The sequence below is a fragment of the Compostibacter hankyongensis genome (assembly GCF_039541075.1).
Taxonomy (GTDB): Bacteria; Bacteroidota; Bacteroidia; order Chitinophagales; family Chitinophagaceae; genus Compostibacter; species Compostibacter hankyongensis.
The window spans coordinates 293,514-316,010 of the sequence record NZ_BAABFN010000002.1 but is presented as its reverse complement, the minus strand read 5'-3'; the positions used below and the strand labels follow the sequence as shown (position 1 = coordinate 316,010).

General features: G+C 55.3%; 16 protein-coding genes. 7 read left to right on the top strand and 9 right to left on the bottom strand.

Features of this window, described 5'->3' with window-relative positions; genetic code table 11:
* Positions 1 to 30: 30 nt before the first annotated feature.
* The 6 genes from ABD851_RS06160 to nirB form a co-directional block, all read right to left on the bottom strand.
* Positions 31 to 1,230, bottom strand: a complete 1,200-nt coding sequence (locus ABD851_RS06160; RefSeq protein WP_344977091.1) for a molybdopterin molybdotransferase MoeA — start codon at positions 1,228 to 1,230, stop codon at positions 31 to 33.
* A gap of 10 nt (positions 1,231 to 1,240) precedes the next feature.
* Complete coding sequence (gene moaCB, locus ABD851_RS06155) at positions 1,241 to 2,143, bottom strand: bifunctional molybdenum cofactor biosynthesis protein MoaC/MoaB (RefSeq protein WP_344977088.1); 903 nt, start codon at positions 2,141 to 2,143, stop codon at positions 1,241 to 1,243.
* A gap of 10 nt (positions 2,144 to 2,153) precedes the next feature.
* Positions 2,154 to 3,533: an MFS transporter gene (locus ABD851_RS06150; protein WP_344977086.1), complete on the bottom strand. Its 1,380-nt coding sequence runs from the start codon at positions 3,531 to 3,533 to the stop codon at positions 2,154 to 2,156.
* Positions 3,534 to 3,581: 48 nt separating this feature from the next.
* Positions 3,582 to 4,031, bottom strand: coding sequence for a hypothetical protein (locus ABD851_RS06145; protein ID WP_344977083.1), 450 nt, complete (start codon positions 4,029 to 4,031; stop codon positions 3,582 to 3,584).
* Between the two features lie 64 nt (positions 4,032 to 4,095).
* A complete protein-coding gene (nirD, locus tag ABD851_RS06140; RefSeq protein WP_344977080.1) occupies positions 4,096 to 4,470 on the bottom strand; it encodes a nitrite reductase small subunit NirD in 375 nt (124 codons plus the stop codon).
* Between the two features lie 88 nt (positions 4,471 to 4,558).
* Positions 4,559 to 7,069 (bottom strand): nitrite reductase large subunit NirB, encoded by a 2,511-nt coding sequence (gene nirB / locus ABD851_RS06135; protein ID WP_344977077.1) that lies wholly within the window; start codon positions 7,067 to 7,069, stop codon positions 4,559 to 4,561.
* A gap of 432 nt (positions 7,070 to 7,501) precedes the next feature.
* Here nirB and ABD851_RS06130 point away from each other — a divergent pair, with 432 nt between their 5' ends.
* From ABD851_RS06130 to rnhA, 3 genes are all read left to right on the top strand, one after another.
* The gene (locus ABD851_RS06130; protein ID WP_344977074.1) at positions 7,502 to 9,631 is read left to right on the top strand and encodes a formylglycine-generating enzyme family protein; all 2,130 of its coding nucleotides are present in this window, start codon (positions 7,502 to 7,504) and stop codon (positions 9,629 to 9,631) included.
* 53 nt (positions 9,632 to 9,684) lie between these two features.
* Positions 9,685 to 11,322: an acyl-CoA carboxylase subunit beta gene (locus tag ABD851_RS06125; protein ID WP_344977071.1), complete on the top strand. Its 1,638-nt coding sequence runs from the start codon at positions 9,685 to 9,687 to the stop codon at positions 11,320 to 11,322.
* A 147-nt stretch (positions 11,323 to 11,469) separates the two neighbouring features.
* Positions 11,470 to 11,946 carry a ribonuclease HI gene (rnhA, locus tag ABD851_RS06120; RefSeq protein ID WP_344977068.1) on the top strand — a complete coding sequence of 159 codons (477 nt, stop codon included), beginning with the start codon at positions 11,470 to 11,472 and terminating at the stop codon, positions 11,944 to 11,946.
* Here the strand turns inward: rnhA and ABD851_RS06115 are convergent.
* Positions 11,940 to 12,698 carry a FecR family protein gene (locus tag ABD851_RS06115; RefSeq protein WP_344977066.1) on the bottom strand — a complete coding sequence of 253 codons (759 nt, stop codon included), beginning with the start codon at positions 12,696 to 12,698 and terminating at the stop codon, positions 11,940 to 11,942. The two genes, rnhA and ABD851_RS06115, sit on opposite strands and share 7 nt — an antisense overlap.
* Before the next feature lie 346 nt (positions 12,699 to 13,044).
* Between ABD851_RS06115 and ABD851_RS06110 the strand changes: the two genes are divergently transcribed.
* The 4 genes from ABD851_RS06110 to ABD851_RS06095 all read left to right on the top strand — a co-directional run bounded on the left by ABD851_RS06110 (position 13,045) and on the right by ABD851_RS06095 (position 19,631).
* Positions 13,045 to 15,165 carry a right-handed parallel beta-helix repeat-containing protein gene (locus ABD851_RS06110; RefSeq protein ID WP_344977064.1) on the top strand — a complete coding sequence of 707 codons (2,121 nt, stop codon included), beginning with the start codon at positions 13,045 to 13,047 and terminating at the stop codon, positions 15,163 to 15,165.
* Positions 15,166 to 15,359: 194 nt separating this feature from the next.
* A complete protein-coding gene (locus tag ABD851_RS06105; protein ID WP_344977062.1) occupies positions 15,360 to 17,840 on the top strand; it encodes a glycoside hydrolase family 95 protein in 2,481 nt (826 codons plus the stop codon).
* 85 nt (positions 17,841 to 17,925) lie between these two features.
* Positions 17,926 to 19,383 (top strand): alpha-L-fucosidase, encoded by a 1,458-nt coding sequence (locus ABD851_RS06100; protein ID WP_344977059.1) that lies wholly within the window; start codon positions 17,926 to 17,928, stop codon positions 19,381 to 19,383.
* A gap of 101 nt (positions 19,384 to 19,484) precedes the next feature.
* Positions 19,485 to 19,631, top strand: coding sequence for a hypothetical protein (locus tag ABD851_RS06095; RefSeq protein ID WP_344977056.1), 147 nt, complete (start codon positions 19,485 to 19,487; stop codon positions 19,629 to 19,631).
* Positions 19,632 to 19,653: 22 nt separating this feature from the next.
* Here the strand turns inward: ABD851_RS06095 and bamG are convergent, their stop codons facing one another.
* Both bamG and ABD851_RS06085 read right to left on the bottom strand, forming a co-directional pair.
* On the bottom strand, positions 19,654 to 20,919 hold the full coding sequence (gene bamG / locus ABD851_RS06090; protein ID WP_344977054.1) for a BamG family beta-barrel-assembly machinery protein: 1,266 nt from the start codon (positions 20,917 to 20,919) through the stop codon (positions 19,654 to 19,656).
* 21 nt (positions 20,920 to 20,940) lie between these two features.
* Positions 20,941 to 22,266 (bottom strand): DUF4270 family protein, encoded by a 1,326-nt coding sequence (locus tag ABD851_RS06085; RefSeq protein ID WP_344977051.1) that lies wholly within the window; start codon positions 22,264 to 22,266, stop codon positions 20,941 to 20,943.
* Between the last annotated feature and the right edge of the window lie 231 nt (positions 22,267 to 22,497).

The following is a 22,497-nucleotide window of genomic DNA, read 5'->3' as shown; positions in this document are numbered from 1 at the left end:
GCTCTTTTAAAAAATAACCGCGCTTGTCTGTCAAAACCAGTGATGCCAGGGATAAAAGGCCACTTCCTCCTGCTGCTCCAGCGTTTCCCGGCCGGCAGGATGCAGGGCCAGGCCGTCCGCATGGGCCGCAGCGATGCCGTCCCCGCTTCCATTATAAGCTACCGGATGAACCCGGGTATGTTTATCCACCCCGTGCAGGACAACGGGAAAATATTCGTCAAATGCCGTCCGCTTCCTGCGGGGTATGTTCATCGGAAAATAATACGGCCGCAGCGGGGGCATGCCCAGACAGCTGCGGATAAAAGGCTCAATGAACACCTTAAAAGCCGTCTGCACAGCCACCGGGTTGCCGGGCAGTGCAAAGACGATGTTCTTAGCCGGAGTAACACCTACCCACAGGGGATTGCCGGGCTTTATCCTGACCCGGTGGAAAAGCGGCTGTATGTCCAGCGCTTCCAGCACGCCCGGCACATAATCTGCCGCTCCCCGGGAGACGCCGCCGCTGATGATCAGGATATCGGCTTGCATTCCTTTCCGGAAAGCCCGCTTTAAAGCTGCGGGATCATCGGGTACCGGATCGTGTACGGGGGTATGGATGGCATAGGACTGCAGCAGGCCGCGCAGGGCATAGCTGTTTGAATCCCGGATATGATGGGGCGGCCCGTTTTTTCTCACCGGCTGCACTTCGTTGCCTGTAGAATAGATCGCCACGGAAGGAAGCCGGGATACGGCAACGCCTGTATGTCCCGTCATGGCCAGCGCCGCCTGCCGGGGAGCGGTGATGCTGGTGCCCTTCAGCAACAGGACGTCCTGTGCCCGGATATCCTCGCCCCGGAATGCGATGTTTTGTCCGCCGCGGACAGGGGCGACAGAAAAGGTCACCCGGCTGCCGGCCGACGCCGCATCTTCCACCCTGACCACGGTATCGGCATCCGCAGGCACGGGTGCTCCGGTGGTGATACCTATGCATTCGCCCGGCTGCAGACGAGGCTCAAAGTGGTCGCCTGCACGGAGCTCGTATACCAATTTCAGGCTGTTGCTGTCTTTCAGGTCGCCGGACCGCAGGGCATAACCATCCATAGCGGAGCGGTTGAAGGGCGGATAGTCCCGGTCGGCCAGGATATCTTCAGCCAGCACCCTGTACAGGGTATGCTCCAGGGGGATGATCGCTGTGCCCGGGTACCTGCTGTGCTGCAGGATGAGGTTAAGCGCTTCACGGATCGTATGCATAAAAGTTTTTTTAATGACCGCCGCCTTTCAGCATTTTACGGGCATGAAATACCGCAGGTAATACGGCCCGGAGCGATTCGCGTGCGCCGGCCGAGCTGCCGGGCAGGGTTATCACAAGCGTTTGTCCGATCGAGCCGGCCACCGCTCTGGACATCATGGCCATAGGGGTGCGCTGCTGTCCGTAATGCCGCATGGCTTCCGTAATACCGTCCGCATCTCTTTCCAGCATCTCCTTTACCGCATCCACCGTATGATCGCGGGGTCCGAGCCCCGTACCGCCCGTGGTAAAGACAAAGGCGATATCCTGCTCCACCCAGGCAGCGATCTGCTGCCGGATCAGCATCTTATCGTCCGGTACGATTTTATAGGCGGCCACTTCGGCTCCGGCATCCGCCAGTAACGCAGAGATGATCTTACCGGACTTATCTTCCCGTTTTCCCGCAGCGGTGGAATCGGAACATACCAGTATGGCGCAGCGCGGGGAACCACCCTGTTCCGCTCGCGCCGGGTTTTCCAGCAGCCGTATCCTGCCGATCTCCAGCTGCCCGTCCATCACCCTCAGCGCGTCGTACAGCACCAGCGCCGCAATGCTGACCGCTGTCAGCACCTCCGTTTCCGGGCCACGGCGGCCGATGCTTTTTCCCGAAGCCCGGATGGACAGTATGCCGGCGCCGTTCTTTACTTCTTCCTCGAACCCGATCTCCAGGGCATCCAGCCCGGCAGGATGGCAATCCGGGATAAGCCGGTCGGCGTTCTTCGCCGCCAGCAGGGCCGCCGAACGGGCCATGCCCAGGAGATTGTCTTTCAGCAGGATTCCCTCCTTCATCTGCCGGATCGTTGACGTTGAGCAACGCAGCTCCCCGGAAGCAGCTGCGCTCCGTAAGGACTCGGTTTCGGCACTGATGTCGCGCATCTTTTTTGTTTTATCCTTTATGCTCAAGGGCGGTTTCATCCACCGGGACTGTATCTTTCAGCAACAAATCCCCACGGGCTGCCGGGCTTTCCGCAGCCAATGCAAGGACCGCAACGGATCGGTCCAGGCCGGTTTGCGGGGCCTTTCCGAAACGGGTCAGCAGGATGATGAGGGACACCGCCAGGATAATCATGCCTATGCAGGTAAAGGCCTGTGCATAGGAGATACTTTCCGAGCGGAAGAGAAAGCCGAACAGCATGCCGCCGCAGTTGCCCCCTGCGCCCACGATGCCGCTGACCAGGCCCATATTTTCCTCGCGGATAAACGGAACGATACCATAGGTAGCTCCGTTGGCCATTTTGAGAAAAAGGGCAAAAGACAACATCAAGATAACAGCCGTTACCAGCGTGCCGGCATGGGCAAACAGGATCAGTCCTGTTCCTTCGAGCAACAGCATACCCCCCAACAGGCGGCCTTTCCCTTTCATGCCGGAGCGGGCGCCGGCCTTATCCGAGGCCACGCCTCCCAGCGCCCGGGCAAACAGGTTCATGGCGCCGAAAGCCCCGGCCCAGAAACCGGCAGCCGACTGGGTAAGACCAAAAGTATCTACAAAATGAAGGGCGGCTACATTATCGAAGGTGATCTCCATACCAAAGCACATGGCATAAGCAAGGGTCAGCGCCCAGAGCCGCCAGTCGCGCAGCACGGACCAGTCTGTACGGTGCTTCCCGCCTGTTTTGTGACGAGGAGGATAATTCCCTTCCGGCGTATCTTTTGTATACCGGTAATACAGCCAGGCCACGATCCACATCATCACTGCCGGAAGGATCATGGCATAACGCCAGGCTTCCGGCCGGGTATAACCCATCCCGACGATGGCGGCAAAGATCAACGGCATCACCATATTGGTAACGCCTCCGCCCAGGTTGCCCCAGCCTCCGGTGATGGCATTGGCCCGGCCCTTTATGCCGGGGGCAAACATCAGCGAGGTATGAAACTGTGTGATCACAAACGACGCTCCGATGATGCCGATGGCGCCGCGGAAAAGCAGGAAGGAAGTATAATCGCGGGCCAGCCCGACGAGGCATACCGGCAGGGAACCCAGCAGCAGCAGACGTATGGCCGTCCTTCTCGGGCCCCATTTATCACAGAGCTGCCCGATGAGCAGCCGGGCAAGGATGGTAGTAGACACCGACACGATCACCAGCGTACCGACCTGGTTTTTGGTAAGATGCATTTCCTCCCGTATGGAAGGCATCAGCGGAGCAAGACCGAACCAGCCGAAAAAACAAACAAAAAACATCAGCCATGTGATATGGAACGTACGCATCTGAACCCCTTTCAGGCTGAAGATGTTGAGCTTACCGAGCGGTCTGTCATGGGTAATCATAGCGGTATTTTTTTCGTATCCGGTTATATAATCACAAACGATTTATCCCTAAAAGCGGTAACCTATTCCAACTCCCGTTTTCCATTTCCCGTTGGAAGCAGCTGTCTTCGCATTATAATAAAGCGGAAGCTGCAGTGCAAAATGGCGACAGGAAAAAGTAAGCCCTGCGCCTAAGGTAGGGGTGACGGAAGCATTCTTCGGCTGATCTTTCGCCACTTCATCTTCTTTGATCCGCAGCGACGGCAGCATGCCCAGCATAAAAGCCACCGACTTTACGGTCAGGCGCATGCCGGGACCGGTACAGTTGACAAAAGCGCCTTTATCCACGTAGCCTGCGATGAGGGCGCCGTCAAACACTACCGGTTTTATTTTTGCCGTACCCGCATCATTCTCTGCCGGGGGCCCGGTCTGGGCAGACAGCCGGGCACTGATCAGAAAACATACTGTCAGGGCCAGGAAGAAAACAACGCCGTATCGCTTTATATAAGAAGTGTTCATGCTATAGCTTTTTCAAGTGATGGATTGATATTTCAGCTTTCGCTTCTACGGCCTAAAAAGATATTCACTCCACGCCGATATGTACATAGCCGTCCTCGATCTTTACAGGATAGGTTTTGATCCGGTATAAGCCGGGATCGGAAAGGCAATCGCCCGTTTGGAGGGAAAACGATTTTTTGTGAAAGGGGCAGGCCACCTTCGGCTCTCCCGAAGCGTCGCCGGTGAGTCCCCGGGACAGGCTCATCTGTTGTCTGTGGGGGCAAAGGTTTTGCGTGGCGAACCATTGCTGCCGGCCGGTAAAATAAAAAACGGCGATCTGATCCTGTCCGTACCGGATACAGGCGCCTCCGTTTGCAGGTACATCCTCTACGCGGCAGGCTTTGAACCAGCCGGCGCTCTTTCCGGCCGGCTTCTTCTCAAGCGTTGTTTTTTTTCTCATAAACAGGGTTTTTACTTTTCCCGCCCGGCGTTATTTTCCGGCATACAGACAGAAAATAGCGTGCGGGCATCTCTTGCCGGCCAGGGGCTCAGACCCATGCGGCCGGAAACTTTTGCTTACGTTCTTCTTTAAATTCCACGGTAGGATCGGGTTCATCCGAGTTCACAAAATGAGTGAACTGTCTGCGCAGCTCAGGATTCTCCACCACGGCCTTCCATTCGCAGTAGTAGTGGTCCAGCGTCTGCTGCATCTCTTCTTCCAGCGTTCCGCAGATAGCCAGCTCGTCGTATACAACCACTTTCTTCAGATACTCGATCCCGCCTTCCAGCTTGTTCAGCCAGGTGGCGGTACGGGTCAGCGGCTCCGCCGTTTTGATATAGTACATCAGCAGGCGGTCGATATAGCGCACCACGGTTTCCTTATCGATATCGGTGGCCAGCAGCACCGCATGCTGCGGCTTGGCGCCGCCGTTGCCGCAGACAAAAAGGTTCCATCCCTTCTCGGTGGCGATGACGCCGATATCCTTGGACTGCGCTTCGGCGCATTCCCGTACACAGCCGGATACCGCCATCTTGATCTTATGCGGGGAGCGCAGGCCCTTGTAACGCTCTTCCAGCTCGATGGCAAACCCTACCGAATCATGCAATCCGTAGCGGCACCAGGTGGACCCTACGCAGCTTTTTACCGTGCGGACGGACTTGCCATAGGCATGCCCGCTTTCGAAGCCGGCCGCGGTCAGCTCCTCCCATATTTCGGGGAGCTGATGGACATGCGCGCCGAACATATCGATACGCTGTCCACCGGTGATCTTGCAGTAGAGATTGTATTTCTTGGCGATCTGCCCGATCATGATCAGCTTATCCGGTGTGATCTCCCCGCCGGGCACGCGGGGCACCACGGAATAGGTACCGCCTTTCTGGATGTTGGCCAGGTACCTGTCATTGGTATCCTGTATAGTGGCCTGCTTGATGACCAGATCGTTCCATGCGCTGGCCAGTATCGAAGCGATCACCGGCTTGCAGGTTTCACAGCCGCTGCCCGACCCAAAAGCTTCGAGGGCTTCGTCAAAGGTCTTGATCGCCTTTATCTTGACCAGGTCAAACAGCTCCTGCCGGCTGTAGGAGAAATGCTCGCATACCGTGGATCTTACTGTTTTGCCCTGGGCTTTCAGCGATTCCTGGATCAGGTCTTTTACCATAGGGATGCAGCCGCCGCAGCCGGTACCGGCCCGGGTGCACTTTTTCATCCCTTCCACGTCAGTGACGCCCTGGCTGGCCACGGCTCCGCAGATAACGCCTTTGGACACGCTTTCGCAGGAGCAGACCAGCGCCGTATCCGGCAGGGCCAGCACCCCGGCCTGCTTGTTTCCGCCGCCGCCTTCAAAAAGGATGCTTTCGAGATCCCGGGGAAGGGAAAGCTCGTTGAGATAGGTCTGCAGCAGCATGTTGTAAGACCGCGTATCGCCGACAAGAATACCCCCCAGCAGCTTTTTACCGTCTTCTGAAACGTTGATGCGTTTGTACACTTCCCGCATCCGGTCTTCGAAGATGACAGGGCTGTGCGCCGTATTCATGCCGAAGGGGTCGCCGAAGCTGGCCACGTCAATGCCGATCAGCTTCAGCTTGGTGGACATGTCGAAGGGACTGAACGATTTATCCGCACCCGTCAGTCGCGAGGCGGCCACCTCCGCCATCTCATAACCCGGGGCCACCAGTCCGTAGATCATACCTTCATAGAGGGCGCATTCTCCGATGGCATAAATACAGGGATCGGAGGTCTGCATCTGTTCGTTGACCAGGATGCCGCCGCGGGGACCGGTTTTCAGTCCGCACTGCCGGGCCAGCTGATCACGGGGACGGATACCTGCGGATACCACCACCATGTCGGTTTCCAGCTGGGTATTGTCCGCAAATTCTATCCATTCCACCTTTTCCTTTCCGCGGATCGCGGAAGTTTCTTTCTTCAGGTGGATGCGGATACCCAGGTGCTCCAGCTTGGATTGCAGGAAAAAGGCTCCCGTTTCGTCCAGCTGCCGGGGCATCAGCCGCGGCGAATGCTCGACGACATGGGTTTCCAGGTCGAGGTCCAGCATGGCTTTGGCGGCTTCCAGTCCCAGCAGCCCTCCGCCGATCACAGCGGCTTTTTTGGCTTTGAAAGCATAGGCGGTGATGAGCTCCAGATCTTCGAGGGTACGGTATACAAAAACCCCGAAGTGATCCGAACCGACGATGGGAGGAACAAAGGGAGAGGAGCCGGTGGCAAAGATTAGGTAATCATAGGAACAGGAGATACCCGAGGAAGATGTTACAATTTTTTTAAATTTATCTATTTCCACCACCGGGTCATCGAGATGCAAGCGGATATGCTGTGCTTCGTACCAGCCGGCTTCGGAGAGATAAAGCGCTTCCACGGACTTTCCGGCAAAGTACTCGCTGAGGTGCACGCGGTCGTATGCACGATGCGGCTCTTCTCCGAATACGGTGATTTCAAATTCGTTATGGCGATCTTTTTCTTTTAATTTTTCACAAAATTTATGACCGACCATACCATTGCCGATGACCACCAGCTTTTTACGGTAACTTCCCGGGGCAGTATTCACAATCATAAGTTATAATTATTTATAATGAATACAAAATTCATGTTTTTCACTCAAAAATCACTTAATTTTTAAAATTATATCACAATATTAAAAACAATATTCAATATTACTGTCAAAATTCATTAAAATAACAAACATTTAATTTGTAATAATGTAATTAAAAACCCTTTCTCCTTTCCGTCAAAATCGTCTATCATACTTATCTGTAAAGGATTGACCTTCTTATGATCTGAAAAAACGACAGAAAAGACTAAAAATGACAATACAAATTATATTTATATTTAACTCGTATTGCTCCTTAGGAAAGATGCCCGCGGAAAAAATAAAAACGCCTATTTTACATTACCTTATTTTCAACCCGCCCCCATGAAGAGAAGCACCCTGCTTATTTGCTTAAGATCCCGCATCGGGTCCGGGATAAAACTCCCTCTTATGAAGAAAAGTCTCCTGCTTGCTTGCTCTTTTTTTCTGCTCCGCCATGCCACCGCGCAGCAGCCGCAACCACAGGGCGATCTGAAGGAGCTGCTGGCCGGACCCTCCTCTCCCGATCAGCACGCCGCATGGCTGGCCGGCATGAAGGAGTGGAGAGCTGCGGAAAAAGATAACCTGCACTATGATCCCTCCGCCTACGAAAACAAAGCTTTTGCCTGGGTGCAAAGAACCTTTATCTATGCCCAGATGATGGCGCACGATCGCTATTTCTATGATCCCGCGGCCCGCCGGTACACGGTTGACCGTTATCTCGACGACCTGAAAAAACGGTATGGGGGCATCGACGCCGTACTCATCTGGCCCACCTATCCCAATATCGGCATCGACAACCGCAACCAGTACGACCTGGTGGCAGATATGCCCGGGGGCAAAACCGCCGTAAGGCAGATGATCCGCGATTTCAGAAAACGCGGCGTAAGGGTTTTCTTTCCCATCATGTACTGGGACCACGGTACCCGGAAGATCGGCCTGTCCATGCCCGTTGCCCTTATCCGGGAGATGAAAGACCTCGGCGCAGACGGCATGAACGGCGATACCATGCACGGCATACCGGAGGCCTTCCGGCACGCCTGGGACAGCCTCGGCTACCCCGTGGCCTTTCAGCCGGAGCTCAACCTGCAGGAGCTGAAGATGATCAGCTGGAACCAGCTTAGCTGGGGCTACTACTGGCCTTATACCTATACGCCGGGAGTGAGCCTTTACAAATGGTTTGAGCCCCGCCACCAGATAAACGTCACCAACCGCTGGGCTACCGACAAAACCGACGACCTGCAATATGCCTTTTTCAACGGCGTCGGCTACAACGCCTGGGAGAATATCTGGGGCATCTGGAACCAGGTTCCCGACCGCTATGCCGAGGCCATCCGCCGTATCGGCATGCTCTACCGCGCCTTTCCCGGCATATGGAGCAGCGCCGATTGGGAGCCGCATATTCCGGTCCTGCAAAAAGGCATCTTTGCCTCCGCCTTTCCCGCAGGAGACCGTACTGTCTATACCCTGGTGAACCGCGACAGCCTTTCCAGGCAAGGCGGGCAACTGCAGCTGCCTTATGAGAAAGACCGGCTGTACTTCGATCTGTGGAACGGCACTTCCCTTACCCCCCAAAGAAAGGACGACCGGATCGTGCTCAGCTTTCCCGTGGAAGGCCACGGCTTCGGCGCTGTGCTGTCCATCCGGACCGGCGGCGCCGATGCTGCGTTAAACCGGCTTTTGACCGCCATACACGCCCGGGCGCAGCAACCGCTGCACCGCTTGCCGGATACCTGGAAACCGCTGCCCCAGCAGATCGTGAAGATGAAGAAGACCGCAGCTCCTGCCGGCACACCCGAAGGCATGATCCGCATACCTGCCGCACAGCAATACCGCTTCAGCTCGAAAGGCATCATGATAGAAGGCAATGAGCTGCCGGAAGCCGTGGGCATCCAGCATCCCTGGGAAACGCACCCTGCCCGCTCACAAACCCATACATTGTCCGTCCCTTCTTTTTATATAGACAAATACCCGGTAACCAATAAACAGTTCAAAGCCTTTATGAACGCTACCGGCTATCACCCGGCGGATGATCATAATTTCCTTAAAGACTGGAAAAACGGCACCTATCCCGCAGGCTGGGCGGACAAGCCCGTCACCTGGGTCTCCCTGGACGACGCCCGCGCCTACGCCGCCTGGGCCGGCAAACGGCTGCCCCACGAATGGGAGTGGCAGTATGCGGCGCAGGGCACCGACAACCGGCGGTATCCCTGGGGTAACGTCAAAGACACTACGCGGATACCGCCCCCGGCTCACGGTCGCGATATGCGTCCCCCGACGGCAGTGGATGCTTATCCTGCAGGCGCCAGTCCCTTCGGCGTCATGGACATGACCGGCAATGTCTGGCAATGGACCGATGAATATACCGACGAACACACCCGGGCCGCCGTACTGAAAGGAGGCGGCTATTACCGCTCCGCCGGGTCCAACTGGTATTTCCCAACCGCGTCAGCGCTGAGCCAATACGGCAAGTATCTGCTTATGGCGCCGTCCATAGACCGTTCCGGCTGCATCGGCTTCCGTTGTGTAATGGACGAATAGCGCCCGGACGGTTTTCCCGAAATCCCTTATTTTTAATCACAAAAGAGCGTCAGATGGATAAACAGCGGTTGCAGTTCAATAAAAATGAGGATACCATGCGTCTCAGCATCCGGGGAATGGAGCAGAAGCTGCAGGAGATCGCATGGGGCGGAGGCCGGAAAAACATGGAGAAGATAAAAAAACAGCAAAAGCTGCCGCCGCGGGAACGCATCCAGTACCTGCTGGATAAAAATCTGCCCTTTACCGAGATCGGCGCTTTTGCCGGCTACGGGATGTATGAAGAAGAAGGCGGCTGTCCCGCCGGCGGCACCATCGCCGGCATCGGCTATGTCAGCGGGCGGCAATGTGTGATCATTGCCAATGATATGACGGTCAAGGCCGGGGCCTGGTTTCCCATCACCGGCAAAAAAAACCTGCGTATGCAGGAGATCGCCATGGAAAACCGGTTGCCCGTCATCTACCTGGTAGACAGCGCGGGCGTATACCTGCCCCTGCAGGATGAAATATTTCCGGACAAGGAACATTTCGGGAGGATCTTTTACAACAACGCGCGCATGAGCGCTATGGGCATCACCCAGATTGCGGCGGTCATGGGCAGCTGCGTGGCCGGAGGCGCTTACCTGCCCGTCATGAGCGATGAAACGCTGATGGTGGAAGGCAACGGCTCCATCTTTCTCGCCGGTCCGTATCTGGTAAAGGCCGCTATCGGAGAAAACGTAGATGCGGAAACGTTAGGAGGTGCGGAAACGCACAGCGCCATATCCGGCACCGCCGACTACCGGTTTAAAACGGAAAAGGCCTGCCTGGACCATGTCCGTAAACTGATCGCGAAGCTGGGCGAACCCGAGCAGGCGGGCTTTAACCGGGTCAGTCCCCGTCCGCCCAAAAAGAAGCCGTCGGATATCTATGGCATCCTCCCCGAAGATATCTCCCGGCCTTACGATATGCAGGAGATCATCGACCGGCTGACCGACAGCTCGGAGTTCGAGCCTTTCAAGGCCGAATACGGCGGCACCCTGCTCTGCGGGTATGCGCGGATCGACGGCTGGGCTGTGGGCATCGTTGCCAACCAGCGCAGGACCGTAAAAAGCGGGAAAGGGGAATTACAGCTGGGCGGCGTTATTTATAACGACAGCGCCGACAAAGCCGCCCGTTTTATCATGAACTGCAACCAGAAAAAAATACCCCTGGTATTTCTGCAGGATGTCACCGGCTTCATGGTAGGCTCCCGCTCCGAGCATGCCGGCATCATCCGCGACGGGGCCAAGATGGTCAATGCCGTAGCCAATTCCGTAGTGCCCAAGATCACCATCATCATCGGCAATTCCTACGGAGCCGGCAACTATGCCATGTGCGGTAAGGCATACGATCCACGCTTTATCTATGCCTGGCCTTCCGCAAAGATCGCCGTAATGGGCGGGGAGCAGGCAGCAAAAACCCTTCTGCAGATCCAGGTGGCCGCGCTGCAAAAAGAGGGGGAAACAATCAGCGAAGCGGAGGAAAACAGGTTGCTGCATACCATCACCGAACGCTACCGGCAGCAGACCACGCCCTACTATGCCGCGGCGCGGCTCTGGGTGGATGCCATCATCGACCCGCTCGATACCCGGCGCGTCATCTCCGAAGGTCTCACCGCCGCCAACCATGCCCCCGTGACCGCAACGTTCAACCCCGGCGTCATTCAGGTTTAAGGTTCAAAGTCTAAGGCTCCATTCCAGACGATCAAACTTTAGATTTTAAACCTGAAATTTTTGATTTTAAATTTCGAGAAACCGAAAACTGCAAACCAAAAACCAGAACCCTCAAACCCGAAATCGGAAATCGGAAATCACCGAACAATGACCAACCAACTCACCATATACACCGATGGCGCCTCCCGCGGCAACCCCGGACCCGGCGGATACGGCGCCATCCTGATGTGGGGCGGACACCGCAAGGAGCTATCGGCGGGATACCGCCGCACCACCAACAACCGCATGGAACTCATGGCCGTGATCGCAGCGCTCGAGGCCCTGACCAAAACCGGTCTTCATATCCTGGTCTATACCGACAGCAACTATGTGGCCAAAGCCGTAGAGGAAGGCTGGGTATTCAACTGGGTAAAAAAAGACTTCAAGGACAAAAAAAACAAGGATCTCTGGCTGCGATTCCTGACGCTTTACAAACAACATCATATTCGTTTCCGCTGGGTGAAGGGACATGCCGACAATCCCCTCAACAACCGCTGTGATCAGCTGGCCACCGCTGCGGCGGACAGCGGGCCGCTGCTGACCGACGAAGGATATGAACGGGAAGCCGCAGGAGCGGCTCAGTAAGCGATGATCACGCGCCGATCCCGTATCGAATAGTGTCCGGCCCCGATCAGGCGGTCGAGCACGGCCTCGAGCCGTTCGTGGCTGAACGTACCGTTAAAGGGGGGAGGCGCCCCGGGTGTCTTTTTTACCTCGATCTCCACCCCGTACCAGTCTTCCAGCCGTTTTATGCCCTCTCCGAAAGGGGTGGCGGAAAACACAAGCGCACCCTTTCTCCAGCTCAGCAGCTCCGTGGTATCATACGTCTCTTTTTCCATCAGGTCGATATCCCGGTTGATCAGGATCATATCGCCGCCCTCCAGCAGCTCGGCCTCATCAAACTCCGAGGGATATCCCTTCTGCACCTTCAGCTTACCCCGCAGCAGCTCAAGACGCTGTCCCGCATCTTCGCGGTGCGCCGCTATGCGGAAAGCGGTGCCCAGCACCGTGACTACAAGCATTCCGGTACGGACGATAAACGGCTTGCGTTCTTCCGCTGCCACCTCAAAAAAAGCATCCCCGTCGAGCTCCACTACCCGGCGCTCTGCATTGAAATCCGCAGGGATCATCAGCCGGCTATCCGAATTGAGGATCACACGGGTGCTGTCCGGCAGCCACACCGTCTTCCTTTCCCCGAACCGGCTGCTCAAACGGGTATAGGACTTATCCCATTCGTCTGAAAGCTCATCTTTGTGAGAAACGAGCATACGGACGCCATAGAAACCTGCGATCAAAATAAACAAAGTGACAATGGTGATGACGAGCGGCTTGCGCATGATGCGGAAAGGATCGGTGAATAAATACAATAAAAATAGTAATTCTTTTAAGAAAGCTGCTGCGCCCCGCCGCAACCGCGGATAAAATAATACCGGGAATGGGTAAATGAACAGAAAAGCAATCTCCGGAAACGTTTATTTTTACCTGGAATTCCATTATTTTAACCATCCTTTATTGCCCTGAGCTATATCCGCAACGACATGGGCAACAAGGCAGCCGTGGTCAACCCAGAGGAAGTCAGACAGGTCAGGGCCTTGGCCGGCAAAAAAACCGGCAGCTGGACCATCGCCCAACTTGAAAAATAAAAATGCCAACCGGCAATACACCCAGAAGCCGGCCCTAAAAATGAAAAGCAAGCTTATCCATACCGGTCTGTTCATCCTGCTTATCGTCAGCAGCGTATGCAGCGCGGCTGCCCAGTCCGTCTATGTGGCGCCGGATGGGAATGATAAAAACCCGGGAACAAAGACGCAACCCCTGGCTACCCTGCAGGCTGCCTGCGACCGGGCGCGGGATATCCGAGGTCAAAAGCCGGCAGCCGGCTCCATAGAGATCCTCGTTGCCCCCGGCACCTATTTCCTGAAAAAACCGCTCCTGATCACGGCTGCGCATTCGGGGACCGCCGCTTCCCCGCTGCTGATAAAAGGAGAAGGACCGGAGCCGTCTGTCATCTCGGGAGGAGTAACGCTGCCCCCTTTTGAGCAAGTCTCCGAAAAGCTCTGGAAGATCCATATCCCCGACCTGTCTCTCTATGGCGGAACCATTCAACAGCTGTTTGTAAACGGCAAAAGAGCCGTACGGGCAAGAACGCCCAATGAAGGAGCGTACTTCAAAACCGGGGCCGTTTCCGAAACCCCGGACCAAGCCGGGAGCGGGACGGCGACACAGCGTATAGATCTCACCCCCGAACAATCCAAAGCGCTGGAAGGGGTAAACGCGGCCGGACTGAAAAATACCATCCTATCCGTCTACCATGCCTGGGATATGACGCGTAAATATATTCAGCGGTATGCTCCGCAGGATACGGCCTTGTTCATCACGGGACATCCGATGCATCCCTGGAACAAGCTGGATAATAATTCGCAGTTTATTTTCGAAAACGCAAAGGCCTTCCTGGATGCGCCCGGGGAATGGTTCCTGGATCCTGCCGGCACCCTGTATTATATCCCGAGGGCAGGAGAGAAGATGAGCGACAGCAGGGCCACCGTTCCCATCCTGGAAACGCTGCTGGTCATCCGCGGCGATGAAAAAAGAAAAGCGGAGCATATCCGTTTTGAAAACCTGTCTTTCCGTTTTACCCGTTACGTCATGGACCGGAACGGAAATGAGCCGGCCCAGGCGGCATCGCCAACCGGCGCCACGGTCATCGCGGATTATGCCTCAGACATCCGGCTCGACCGCTGTGAGATCGCCCATACAGGCAACAATGCCATCTGGTTCAGAACGGCCTGCAGGGACAGCCGGATAACCCATTGTTATCTTCACGAGCTGGGCATCGGAGGGGTGAAGATTGGGGAGATCAAGCTATCGAAAGCGCCGGAACGGCTTACCCGGAACATCACGGTAGACAATAACATCATCCGTTCCGGAGGATATGAGTTTCCCACCGGCGTGGGCGTGCTCATTTTTAACGCCGGCGATAACACGATCTCGCATAATGAAATCGCCGATTTTCGCTATTCCGGCATATCGGTAGGCTGGGTATGGGGCTACACCTACAGCCCCTCCAAACGGAACAGGATCGTCTATAATCATATCCATCACCTGGGCTGGGGGCTGCTCAGCGATATGGGCGGTGTATATACCCTCGGGCCTTCGGAAGGCACCACCGTCAGCAACAATGTGATCCATCATGTATATGCCTATGGATACGGCGGCTGGGGATTGTATACGGATGAAGGATCCACCGGCGTTGTCATGGAGAATAATCTGGTCTACCAATGTAAAAGCTCCGCCTTCCATCAGCATTACGGAAAGGACAACATCATCCGGAATAATATTTTCGCCCTGAATATCCGGGCTCAGCTGGAGGCTACCCGTGTGGAGGATCACCGGTCTTTTTCCTTTACCAACAATATTGTTTATTTTAACCAGGGTGTGCTGATCGGAAAACCGGGATGGATAAAAGCGCATTTTTTTGCAAACCACAACTGTTACTGGGATACGCGGACCCGGGATATCCTTTTCGGGCAACAGCATTTTGCAGCCTGGCAGGATTCCACGGGAAAGGACCGGCAATCGGTCATCGCGGATCCGGAATTCGCAAATCCGGCGGAGTATGATTTTCATATCAGGGACCGCGCCCTGATTTCAAAGATCGGCTTTAAACCTTTCGACTATACGCAGGCCGGCGTATACGGAGATGCTTCCTGGAAAAAGCTGGCCCTGTTCGACAGACAATCGGCGGAAAAGTTTGACGAGATGATCCGGACCCGCGAACGGGAGCAAAGATCCGGCGCCCCCTAATACCCTCAACTCTTAATTTATCCTTTTACCCTTTACCTTTTACCCTTTGCCCTTTACCTTTTACCTTTTACCCTTTGCCCTTTACCCTTTGCCCTTTGCCCTTTGCCCTTTACCTTTTACCTTTTACCTTTTACCCTTTGCCTTTTACCTTTTGCCTTTTGCCTTTTACCGCTGAACGACCAACAACCCAAAACATGTCTTATCAAAAACGATTGCTGCTGGCGCTTTTACCGCTGTTTCTGCTATCCGTCGCTCCGGGGCCGGGACCTGCGCAGCAGAACAGCTATACCCTCTGGTACCGGCAGCCCGCAAAAAGCTGGAATGAGGCCTTACCCATCGGGAACGGACGCCTGGGAGCGATGATCTTTGGCATACCCGCGCAGGAAAAGCTGCAGCTGAATGAAGAAACGGTATGGGCCGGCGGTCCCAACAACAACGTGAACGCCGCTACAAAAAACGTCATACCCGAGCTGAGGAAGCTGCTTTTTGAAAAAAAATATGTGGAAGCGCAAAAGCTGGCAAATGAAAAAATGAGAAGCAGCACCAATGACGGGATGCCTTATCAGCCCGTCGGAGACCTGCTGATCACCTTCCCCGGCCATGCACATTTCAGCGACTACACCCGGACGCTGGATATCTCGAAGGCCGTGGCCACCGTGACTTACACCGCAGGAGGCGTACATTATAAAAGGGAAATTTTTTCTTCTTTCCCCGACCAGGTCATCGCGGTGCGCCTGACGGCCGATAAACCCGGCAGCATCACCTGCAGCGTAGGCATGGACAGCCCGCAGCGGCACCGGATACGCCGCGAGGGTAATGAGCTCGTGCTTTCCGGAACCTCCGGCGACCATGAAGGCGAGCAGGGAAAAGTGCAGTTTGATACCCGGGTAAAGGTCGTTGCCGCGGGAGGCGCCGCGTCGGTGACCGATAGCGTCATATTGCTGAAAGCCGTGGATACCGCTACCGTTTACCTGTCAGTCGGCACCAACTTCAAAAGCTATAACGACCTCGGCGGCAATGCCGCGCAAAAGGCGTCCGCTTATCTGGATGCCGCCTTAGAGAAGGATTATGACCGGCTCCTCCGTGATCATATGGCAGCCTACAACCGGTACTTCGGCCGGGTAAAGCTGGACCTGGGCGCTACCGCCGCGATGAACAACCCGACGGACAAAAGGATCGAAGATTTTTCTCGCGGAGACGATCCCCAGCTGGCGGCGCTGTATTTCCAGTTTGGCCGGTACCTGCTGATATGCAGCTCACAGCCAGGCGGCCAGCCGCCTACCCTTCAGGGCATCTGGAATAACAAGGTGGATCCGCCCTGGGACAGCAAGTATACGATCAACATCAACACCGAAATGAACTACTGGCCCGCAGAAGTCACCCAGCTTCCCGAGCTGACCGAACCGCTGACCCATATGCTGGAAGAGCTGTCTGTCACCGGGCAGCAGAGCGCCCGCACGCTGTACGGGGCCAGGGGCTGGATGGCGCATCACAACACCGATATATGGCGCATCACAGGACAGGTGGACCGGGCCTTTTCCGGTCTCTGGCCTTCCGGCGGCGCCTGGCTCTGCCAGCGTCTCTGGCAGCATTACCTGTTTACCGGGGACCGGGCTTACCTGCAGAAAATCTATCCCGTATTAAAAGGTGCAGCGGTCTATTTCGCCGATGCGCTGCAGGAAGAACCGGAGCACCACTGGCTGGTGGTAACGCCCTCTATTTCCCCCGAACATGAATACCTGAAGAAAGACGGGGTATCCGTTTCCGTTACGGCAGGCTGCACTATGGATAATCAGCTGGTCGCCGACCTCTTCTCGGAAGTCATTACGGCGTCTGCACTTTTAAACCGCGATACACGACTCGCCGATACGCTCCGGCAGAAAAAAGACCGGCTGCCGCCCATGCAGATCGGGCAGTACAGCCAGCTGCAGGAATGGCTGTATGACTGGGATAATCCCGACGACAAGCACCGGCATGTTTCGCATCTCTATGGCTTGTATCCCTCCGCCCAGATATCCCCGTACCGGACGCCCCGGCTTTTTGAAGCGGCAAAAAACTCGCTCGTCTACCGCGGGGATGTTTCCACCGGCTGGTCCATGGGCTGGAAGATCAATCTCTGGGCGCGGCTGCTGGACGGCAATCATGCCTACAAGCTGATCCGCGATCAGCTGAGCCCGGCGCTGGGAGCCGGCGGAAAAGAACAAGGCGGCACCTATCCCAATATGTTTGACGCCCATCCTCCCTTCCAGATCGACGGCAACTTCGGCTATACCGCCGGGGTGGCGGAGATGCTGCTGCAAAGCCAGGACGGCGCGCTGCATATCCTTCCCGCCCTGCCGGACGCCTGGGCGAACGGCAGCGTAGAGGGGCTGATGGCAAGAGGAGGGTTCAAAACCGATATCGCCTGGAAAAACGGCAAGATCAGCCGCCTGACGATCCATTCCGCACTGGGTGGCAACTGCAGGATCAGGACCTATCAGCCGCTGCAGGGCATAGCGGGTCTCAGGCTCCGTTCCGCAAAAGGAAAAAATCCCAATCCTTTTTACCGGACGCCGGAGGTGAAAGCCCCGCTGGCTTCCGCCAAAGCCCGGCTGCAAGCGCCGCAGCTGCGGAAGACCTATGTCTATGACTTTGATACGAAACCGGGCAGGCAGTATGTGCTCACCGGTCTCTAAATCGCATATAAAAACAGATCATGCACAGGCATGCTGATCGCATGCCGCCGGAATACATCGATCTTATCTTAAAAACAACGTCGATATGAAACGTTTTTTGTGGGGAGCTATCTTTCTTCTGCTGACAGGCGGACAAACCCGTGCACAATCAAACGCGCCGGCTCCTTTCGGACCGCTTCCCTCGGCCCGGCAGCTGCAGTGGCAGCAAATGGGCTACTACATGTTTGTCCACTTCAACATGAACACCTTTACCGGCAAAGAATGGGGAGAAGGCAGCGAATCGCCGGAGCTGTTCAATCCCACTGCCCTGGATTGCCGGCAATGGGCGCGCATTGCCAAGGCCGCCGGCATGAAAGGTATCATCCTCACGGCCAAGCACCACGACGGCTTTTGCCTCTGGCCCTCAAAATATACCGAACACTCCGTAAAAAATTCGCCCTGGAAAAACGGCAGGGGAGATGTGCTGCGGGAGCTGCGGAAAGCCTGTGACGAATACGGTCTTAAAATGGGCATTTATCTTTCGCCCTGGGATCGTAACAATGCCGCTTACGGCCGGCCTGAATACCTGGCCTATTTCCGCAACCAGCTGCGCGAAGTGCTCACGCAGTACGGCGACATCTTCGAAGTATGGTTCGACGGGGCCAACGGCGGCACCGGCTATTACGGCGGGGCCAATGAAAAAAGAGAGATCGACCGGCGGACCTATTATCACTGGGACAGCACCTGGAACCTGGTGCGCAAGCTGCAGCCCGGCGCGGTGATGTTCAGCGACGGGGGACCGGATATCCGTTGGGTAGGCAACGAAAAAGGATTCGCCGGCGAGACCGACTGGTCAATACTCCGGCGGGACGAGGTTTACCCGGGCTGGCCCAATGCAAAAGAGCTGACCACCGGGCATGAAAACGGCACCCACTGGGTGCCTGCCGAAGCAGACGTCTCCATCCGGCCCGGATGGTATTATCATGCTGAAGAAGACGGCAAGGTAAAAACCCTGGACCAGCTGCTGGATATCTATTACCAGTCCGTCGGCAGAAACGCCGCCATGCTGCTGAACGTACCGGCCGACCGGCGGGGTCTGATTGCCGCGCCGGATTCCGCACGGCTGATGGAGCTGGCGGCACGCCTGAAAAAGGACTTCGCGCGCGACCTGGCCGCAGGGCGGAAGGTTACCGCCAGCGAAGTGCGGCTAAATGATCCCCGGTTCTCGGGCAGCAAGGTCAATGACGGCAACCCCGATACCTACTGGACCACCAATGATTTTACCCGTACCGGTTCGCTGACGGTGGACCTGGGCAGAACAGAAAGCATAAACCGGCTGCTGGTCCAGGAGTATATCCGTCTCGGACAGCGCGTACAGGCCTTCAGGGTAGAAGCCTGGAAGGACGGGGCCTGGAAGACCATCGCCGAAGAAACGACAATCGGCTACAAACGGATATTACGGTTCCCGGCGGTGAGCACCAACCGTATCCGCTTTTCCGTTACAAAATCAAAGGCCTGTCCGGTCATTTCCAACCTGTCGCTTTATGATGCACCGGAGGATTAGCCCTCCCTTCTTCCTTCCTTTACCGGATTTATCCGGCCGTCCGCCGGAAAGCCTTTTTCCGTCAGGGCTGCTGAAAATACTTTTGTCAAAAAGATATTTTTATGCAACCCGTACAGACTTATACCCGTAAAGATCACGCCCTGGCGATCTGGACCGTCTTCATGACGCTTGTAGCAGGATTGATACTGCTGCTTTCCTCTAACTTTATCGGAGGCGTATATACAGCGGTAGGAGGCTTTTTGAAATAAGCCTCTGTGAAAGCAGCTCTGCTCAGTAATATTTATGCTTCGTAAGCCAGATATTCCGTACGATCAGGGTAAGGTATAGCTTGGTATAGCTTTCATTGATCAACCCCGAACCCATCGTACCTTTTTGCCCTACTTCGAGGCCTACGCCGAGACTGAGATTGCCCGGCCGGTTATACAGGCCGGCGCCCAGCGAAAGACTAAGGTCACTGATCTGCTTCTGGTCTATCTGGAGATAGGAGCGGTTATAATTTACTCCTCCCTCGAACAGGAGGCGTTGCTGCAACAGTCTCCGGTAAGGGACATCCTTCCCTCCGGGGAACCACTGCAATCCCAGCCCGTAGCTGACGCTGTTCACCAGGCTCACATTATTGCTCTTTACGGAAAGATCATTCCACTTTTCAAAGATATAGTCGAAATCCACTGTCAGCATATCGTCAAAGGTGAAGGCAATACCGGCGCGGTACTGATCAGGCAGGGTAAAATAATCGTCTTTCATGGTTTCATCGGAGAGCGTGTCGCCACCGCTGACAATGCTCAGCGTATAACTTGCCCGGAGGTCGCGCCGGCCCTGGTACTGCAGCCCTACAGACATATCCAGCCGGTCGGTGATCGGAGTAAAATATTGCAGACCATAGCTGAAATCCAGGTTCCGGAGGAAGGTCTGCTGCGTGCTGGTCAGCAGCGGGTTGGAAATATCATAGGCGATCTTTTCCATTTGATTCAGGGATCCGAATATATAGTTCATCTGTACACCCAGGGACAGATGATTCCCTATCTTTATGCCGTTGCCCCAGTAAAAAGCATGAAGCCCTCCATTGCCTTCGTAGATACTGTTGATGCTTTTGGATGTCCCGGTCACCGCCTTATCATCCACAATCTGGTAGCTCATGGTACTGACAGGTATCAGTCCCACGCTGGTGCCCCACCATTTGTTCACCTTGATCCCTATTGCAAACCTGCTGACGTTGAAATCGCTGCTTTGACCCGTGGAAGACCCGCTCTGCAGGGTGGCGACGAGCCCGGTGGCCGACAGCTCCCCCAATGAAAGATGCGGCTGCAGGGCGCTGTAAGCAGCCGGATTGGCATTGTTCAGAAAACTGCCGCTTCGCACGGCGCTTACCCCATATCCCATTCCCGACAGCATGCCCTGGGTGTTGTAATTAAACTCTCCCACGCCAAGCGCCGAATAAGGGAAACTGGGCAATACCTGCGCCTGTCCCTGTTGGGCAACAGCAAGCAGGAGGAAGACCGGCAAAAGAGCTCCCTGCATATAGTTGTATCTGCGCATATCTGGATTTTTCTCGTCCATCTACTTGGTGTCATATGTGACAAGCTGCACACTCAGGGTAATTCCCGAACTTTTTGCCGACTGATTATCGATCACCAGCTTCCGGAAAGTGGTATTATAATCCGGCAGCGGCGGCAACAGCAGAAGACTCGTTTTATCATAATCACTCTTCACCTGCATTTCACTGATCAGGTAGGAGGAGAGGTCATAGGTATAGGAGGTATTATGGTAGGAATAATCCGTTATGAGATTACCGTAGGCTACTCCTCCGGACCCTATCACCGTATCGAGGACATGATAATAGTCCTGGGTAATGCAGAGGGCCACAGCAGGCGGCAGCGGAATATCGGATGTATAGGTGCCTGCTTCGGGATGCAGGGTAAGCCCCGCGCTCAGGATATCCACATACCTCCCGAGGTGCTGCAGGTTCCGGAGATAGGGAAAGCTGATGCGGATGGCCATATTGCTCATCGGCTGCAGCACGCTCCGGTAACCGGTGACATCGGCATTCATGGCCTTTTGGTCGCTTCCAAGACTGCCGAACAGGGTACCGCTCCGGTCTGTGCTGATGTGATTGAACTGAAGTACGGGGTCCGCTATGCTAAAGTCGGTATGCAGCGAAGTTTTGACATCCGTAGCAAGATGGTAATGCAATCGCATGAACCCTGAAGAGTCGCCGGCATGGAAGCCCAGCAGCGCTTTGCCGCCTGTGCTCTCCAGCATGAGTCCCTTCAGATAATAGTTGGCGAAGAGGTTGTCCGTCGACAGGTTATCGGGGTTGTCGATGATAGCGGAGAGCAGCGTACGGCCCAGCAGATCGGAAAGCCGGATGGATATGGAATCCGTTCGGCCGGGATAGATCCTGCCGGTCCAGCTGCCCAGCGCCGCGGATCCGCGGGAAAAGCGGGTAGTATTGTATTCGGCCCCTGTTTCGCCGGGATCGATAAGCTCGGACAAAGGATATATGGCAATGGGCACTTCCCGGGTGGTATCTCCCAGAAAATACCGGTTGGGTCTCAGCATAAAACACAGGGAGTCATATACCGCAGAGGCAGGGATCGACCGATCGTCAGGCGCCCCCAGCTGCAGGTAGGAGGAAGCCGATACGGTTCCGTAAACGGGATCCTGATAAGATCCAAGCAGAATGGTCGCCGTGCTGCTGGTGGGAATAGAATCCAGGTACACCGTCTCCATCTTTACAGTCATGGTGTCCACTTCCAGCACGTTGGCATGCCCCTGGAAGAAAGAACTGCCGATATCGGATTCCACATTTTTACAGGCCGATATCCAGAGACATACACTCAGGATCAGCGGAACGATGTATCGCGGGTATTGGAAAGCGCTCATGGTAACAGGTATTTGGATCGCCGGTTTAGGAAATGAATACAGACTTTGGCTGCCATCCCCTACGGCGGCGTAAATTACAAACCGCCTGTACCGGGCAGACCCGAATATGTATGAAAACGGAAATTGTCTCGACCAAACATTCCGGAACGCCGGTTTGTCTGGTAATCGAATCTTTTTTGAAGCCTATCGATAAATTATTCCCTTTGGTCTATTAATTTCTTTGTGTCTTTC

What these genes read in the sequence shown, in the direction of transcription:
- ABD851_RS06160 (WP_344977091.1), bottom strand. Translation starts at nt 1,230, where the DNA reads ATGCATACGATCCGTGAAGCGCTTAACCTCATCCTGCAGCACAGCAGG.
- moaCB (WP_344977088.1), bottom strand. Translation starts at nt 2,143, where the DNA reads ATGCGCGACATCAGTGCCGAAACCGAGTCCTTACGGAGCGCAGCTGCT.
- ABD851_RS06150 (WP_344977086.1), bottom strand. Translation starts at nt 3,533, where the DNA reads ATGATTACCCATGACAGACCGCTCGGTAAGCTCAACATCTTCAGCCTG.
- ABD851_RS06145 (WP_344977083.1), bottom strand. Translation starts at nt 4,031, where the DNA reads ATGAACACTTCTTATATAAAGCGATACGGCGTTGTTTTCTTCCTGGCC.
- nirD (WP_344977080.1), bottom strand. Translation starts at nt 4,470, where the DNA reads ATGAGAAAAAAAACAACGCTTGAGAAGAAGCCGGCCGGAAAGAGCGCC.
- ABD851_RS06130 (WP_344977074.1), top strand. Translation starts at nt 7,502, where the DNA reads ATGAAGAAAAGTCTCCTGCTTGCTTGCTCTTTTTTTCTGCTCCGCCAT.
- ABD851_RS06125 (WP_344977071.1), top strand. Translation starts at nt 9,685, where the DNA reads ATGGATAAACAGCGGTTGCAGTTCAATAAAAATGAGGATACCATGCGT.
- rnhA (WP_344977068.1), top strand. Translation starts at nt 11,470, where the DNA reads ATGACCAACCAACTCACCATATACACCGATGGCGCCTCCCGCGGCAAC.
- ABD851_RS06115 (WP_344977066.1), bottom strand. Translation starts at nt 12,698, where the DNA reads ATGCGCAAGCCGCTCGTCATCACCATTGTCACTTTGTTTATTTTGATC.
- ABD851_RS06110 (WP_344977064.1), top strand. Translation starts at nt 13,045, where the DNA reads ATGAAAAGCAAGCTTATCCATACCGGTCTGTTCATCCTGCTTATCGTC.
- ABD851_RS06105 (WP_344977062.1), top strand. Translation starts at nt 15,360, where the DNA reads ATGTCTTATCAAAAACGATTGCTGCTGGCGCTTTTACCGCTGTTTCTG.
- ABD851_RS06100 (WP_344977059.1), top strand. Translation starts at nt 17,926, where the DNA reads ATGAAACGTTTTTTGTGGGGAGCTATCTTTCTTCTGCTGACAGGCGGA.
- ABD851_RS06095 (WP_344977056.1), top strand. Translation starts at nt 19,485, where the DNA reads ATGCAACCCGTACAGACTTATACCCGTAAAGATCACGCCCTGGCGATC.
- bamG (WP_344977054.1), bottom strand. Translation starts at nt 20,919, where the DNA reads ATGCGCAGATACAACTATATGCAGGGAGCTCTTTTGCCGGTCTTCCTC.
- ABD851_RS06085 (WP_344977051.1), bottom strand. Translation starts at nt 22,266, where the DNA reads ATGAGCGCTTTCCAATACCCGCGATACATCGTTCCGCTGATCCTGAGT.